The following is a 4035-nucleotide window of genomic DNA, read 5'->3' on the forward strand; positions in this document are numbered from 1 at the left end:
GCACCGCCACCCGTGTCCCGCCCGAGGTCGGGCACCGCGAGAAGTGGCGGCTGGCCCTGGACATGCTCGACACCCCGGCCGGCTGGAACATGAGCCCGCCGGTCGTGGTGGCCGATGCCGCCTATGGCGCCAATGCCCACTGCGGGCCGGCCTCGCAGAGCGGGGGATCGACTATGTGCTGGCCGTCCGCGCGGACGTGAGCGCCCATCCGCTCGACGTAAAGCCGGTGGTCCCGGAGCGCAAGGGCCCGGTCGGCTGCTGGCCCCAGCCCCGTTACCGCCAGCCCGCACCCTCGGTTGCGGCCCTGGCGGCCGGGCTCGGGCGGGAGGCCTTCACCTCCCTCACCTGGCGGCAGGGCTGGCGAGGAGAGTTACGGTCCCGCTTCGCCGCCGTGCGTGTCCGCCCGGCCGTCGAGCGTCCGATCCGGTCCGCCGCCTCGGCCGAACAGGGCTGGTGGGACGGCATCCTGCCCGACTGCTGGCTGCTGATCGAGTGGCCCGAGGACGCCGACGCGCCCACCGACTACTGGCTGTCCAGCCTGCCGGTCGACACCCCGCTCACCGACCTGGTCCGCCTGGCCAAAGTCCGCTGGCGCATCGAGCACGACTACCGCGAACTCAAGCACGGCCTGGGCCTGGACCACTTCGAAGGCCGCTCCTGGCCCGGCTGGCACCACGCCACCCTCGTGACCGCCGCCCACGCATTTCTCACCGAACAGCGGCTGGCCCCAAAAGCACCCACACCGGACTCACTCTCTACCAGACCCTCGACGCCCTCCAGGGCATCCTGAGGTGCTGGACCGGCATCTGCACCACCTGCCACCAGCCCTTGCCAAGCAGGCCACACACGACATCAAGATCGAGACAGACCTAACGGAGTCCTACCTAGAGACGGTGTCCCACTTGGTCAGTTTGAGGAGCCGTTTGTAGTAGCAGAGGGCGGAGGCCAGTTCGAGAAAGGCCAGGTAGTCGCGGGGATGGTGCTCGTGGCTGTAGTTGAGACGGCGGTAGCCGGTCAGCCAGGACATGGTGCGCTCGATGACTCACCTGGTCGTTGGTGTGGTTATGGGTGGGGACCTTGCTGATGTCAGGTTGTGGGCGGGTGAACTCGAGGCGGTGCATGAGCGGTTCGTGCACCGGTTCAGCTGGGAGGAGCCGCGTCAGTCGGCGCTGGCTTACATGCGGGGGCTGGTAGCTCCGCTGGAGCGGAAGATCGGCTGGACGCTGGCGGAGGAGGCCGGCACGTTCAGAACAAGCACCGTTGCAGTACTACTGCTGGATTCCTCTTTCGGTGGGTATAGCTGCTAGTAGCGGGGCGATTGCGGTTTTCGGGGGCGGGTGCTGGGTCATGGTGCTGAGGGCACGGCCGGGCCGTGATGAGGGCGAGCAAGGGGTGGTCTACCGCCTGGCGTCGGCCAGAAAGGCGCCGAAGGATGTGGTGGAGCGGTGCCGGATGGTGGAGCTGAGCTGGGACGGCTGGCTGGTCCCGCAGATCGCCGACGAGCTGAGGTGCGGTCAGAAGACGGTGCGTCGCTGGCTGCACCGCTTCAACCGCCGGGGGCTGGAGGGCCTGGAGGATCTGGGCGGGCAGGGCCGCAAGCGAAGGATCACCGAAGCCGAACGCTCAAGGATCGTCGGCTTGGTCAAGCAGACCCCGCCCGGCCGACTCGAGGTGCAGCCGTCGAACGAGATGTGGGCCGCGGACGAGTCAGGGCCCTCGGAGTGGACCCTGGACACACTGGCTGCCGCAGCCCGGGACCTGGGCATCGAGGTCAGCCGCTCCCAAGTGCGCCGGATTCTGGTCGCGGAAGGGGTCCGCTGGCGGCGCACGCGATCCTGGACGCGCTCAAGAGATGCGGACTTCGAGGGAAAAGGACGCGGATCGTCGAGCTCTACACCAGCCCGCCCGCCGGCGCGACGGTGGTCTGCGCCGACGAACTCGGCCCGGTGATCCCCCGCGCTTTCCCACCGGCACCGGGCTGGTCGCCGGACGGGCACCGCATCAAGAACGAGATCGACTACTCCCGCGGGCCGGAGAAAACCTGGGTCTACGGCGCCTTACGCGTCCGCGACGGTCAAGCGGTCACGATGACCGCCACGTCCCGCAACAGCGTCTTCTACCAGCGGTTTCTCCAGGTGGTCGAGGACGCCAACCCCGCCGGGGACATCTACGTAATCACCGACAATCCGTCCTCGCACAACAGCGTGTCCACCCGCTCCTGGCTCGAGGACCATCCACGCATCAAGCACGTCTTCATCCCCCTCGGCGCCTGCTGGCTCAACCTCCAAGAAGGCTGGTGGCGCATCTTCCGCAAGACCGCCCTGGCCAGACGCTCCTTCGGCGACCCGAGCCACATCACCCACGCCACCAAAGTCGCCACCGACCAGCTCAACTCCCGTGCCCGGCCCTGAATCTGGGGCAGACCAGCACCACCCACCAGGCACTTACGCCGCCGCTATATGTACTTCTTCCTTTGAGGAATCCAGCACTACAGTAACCTGCCGGTTGTTGACTGCGACAGCATGAAGGTCACTCGTGCAGTGGCTGCGTGAGTAGCGATTACTCGCGACAGGCGCCCTCCCTGGCGGTCAGACTTACCACGGTCCGCATGGGACCCTGATGCCGCGCCGATCTGCCAACGGCGCGGCAACGGGTCCGGTGCTACGCTATCCGACTGTCCACATCAGTGAGTACCTGATGTGCACGTCGGATATTGTGATTCTGTGCGTGTGGGACTTTTAGCCTGCCAATTACACGGGCAGGCTGTAAAAGACGCTGCGCTGCTGCTTCGTGCGAGCTACTGCCCCTCTGGCTACTAGAGCCTCAAGTGCGTTGCGAACCAGCACAACGTTCGTTGACCGCCGAGGATTTGACTCCTGAAGTTTCTGTGCCACCTCCGCGGCGGAGACGGGGCCGGTGTGTCGCTGCGTGAGCTGGAGCAGTACGAGCTGAGGGAGCGTCTGCGAAGATCTGACCGGCGCAGAAACTCCACTTTCTTTCGAAACTGGCACCGCGTCAGCGGCGACGTCGAGCTCGTCAGGGTGGCCGGGCGTATCTGCTGAACCGTCCGACGCTCCAGCGACGGCGTTACGTACGATGACCAACAGTTCTTGATCTTGCTTCAGTCGGTCCAGCTTGCATTGCAGGACGGACAACTGAGCTTTTACGTCTTCCTGATCTTTGAGATTTTGATCGAGGTCAGAGGTTACCTGAGCTGCGTAGTGGGACTGCAGCGTGCCGTTGCCGTTTGGATCCGACACAACTACTCACTTTCTGCCGTACGGGTTTGGGGGGTGATGATACCCTGTATCCATCAGGGGTATCCTGGTGCTGTGCTGTACGCGAATAACGCTTACCTCGGACGTGCGCCGTCCCCGAGAGCTACCCGGAACGCGAACGCCGCTGCACGGTGAGCTCAATGCCTGCCCTGGGCGTCGTCCGCTGGCGCCATCTGGCGCCGCTCGCTAGGTCTTTGACGCCTGCGTCGTCCCGTTATGCTTGGAGAAGCATAACGGGACCGCCGAGAGTAGAGGCGTGACCTCTTTCACCTGGACCCTCCGGAACACCCTCGCTAATTCCCCGAAGTGTCGACGCTGACCAGGCCCTGCGCCGCAAGAACGTGTCAAACGAGGGCCGCGGCAGAGAGCGAGCGGAACCGCGGAGCCGTCGCCGTACGGGATCCCCGCCGGGCATTGCACGACTCCCTCTTGATTGGCGCGATCACGACTGCGGCGAGCAGGATGCCCAATACCCGAGGAACCAGCCCCATACCATGAGGTCTAGCGGTGTTCCGTCGATGGTGCGGCTGTTGCACTTGAACACGTGATGCCGGTTCCGGACGCCCGGCATGGGTGGCCCGTCTCGCGGGCCTGTGGGTGTTGCTGGGCGATCCGTCGGGAGATCCTCCCGTGAACAGCCCCTGCCGTATCTACCTAAGACGGTCCTATGTGGTGAGGCGGAGGAGCCTCTTGTAGCAGCAGAGGGCGGCGGCGAGTCCGAGAAACGCCAGGTAGTTGCGGGGGTGGCGTTCGTAGC

The 4035-nt window shown here is 65.4% G+C and carries 3 protein-coding genes and 3 pseudogenes; 4 read left to right on the top strand and 2 right to left on the bottom strand.

The features are described 5' to 3' along the window. Positions 1–790, top strand: a pseudogene (locus ACZ4NT_RS38920) (IS701 family transposase); the annotation flags it as partial. 90 nt (positions 791–880) lie between these two features. Here the strand turns inward: ACZ4NT_RS38920 and ACZ4NT_RS38925 are convergent. Continuing rightward, entirely contained in the window at positions 881–1027 is a 147-nt protein-coding gene (locus ACZ4NT_RS38925; RefSeq protein WP_467730154.1) for a hypothetical protein, read from the bottom strand. A 37-nt stretch (positions 1028–1064) separates the two neighbouring features. Between ACZ4NT_RS38925 and ACZ4NT_RS38930 the strand changes: the two are divergent. The 3 genes and pseudogenes from ACZ4NT_RS38930 to ACZ4NT_RS38940 all read left to right on the top strand — a co-directional run. Beyond that, a pseudogene (locus ACZ4NT_RS38930) lies at positions 1065–1241 on the top strand (IS701 family transposase); the annotation flags it as partial. Between the two features lie 106 nt (positions 1242–1347). Beyond that, on the top strand, positions 1348–1950 hold the full coding sequence (locus ACZ4NT_RS38935; protein ID WP_467730155.1) for a helix-turn-helix domain-containing protein: 603 nt from the start codon (positions 1348–1350) through the stop codon (positions 1948–1950). Next, positions 1947–2411 carry a transposase gene (locus ACZ4NT_RS38940; RefSeq protein WP_467730157.1) on the top strand — a complete coding sequence of 155 codons (465 nt, stop codon included), beginning with the start codon at positions 1947–1949 and terminating at the stop codon, positions 2409–2411. Before ACZ4NT_RS38935 ends, ACZ4NT_RS38940 begins: the two co-directional genes overlap by 4 nt. 1532 nt (positions 2412–3943) lie before the next feature. On the opposite strand, the pseudogene ACZ4NT_RS38945 reads toward ACZ4NT_RS38940, so the two are convergent. Then, positions 3944–4035, bottom strand: a pseudogene (locus ACZ4NT_RS38945) (IS5/IS1182 family transposase); the annotation flags it as partial.

It is taken from the genome of Streptomyces sp. NPDC026417 (assembly GCF_055567695.1).

Bases quoted from the DNA above. Each gene is read 5' to 3' on its own strand.
- ACZ4NT_RS38935 (WP_467730155.1), top strand. From the start codon at position 1,348: ATGGTGCTGAGGGCACGGCCGGGCCGTGATGAGGGCGAGCAAGGGGTG.
- ACZ4NT_RS38925 (WP_467730154.1), bottom strand. From the start codon at position 1,027: ATGTCCTGGCTGACCGGCTACCGCCGTCTCAACTACAGCCACGAGCAC.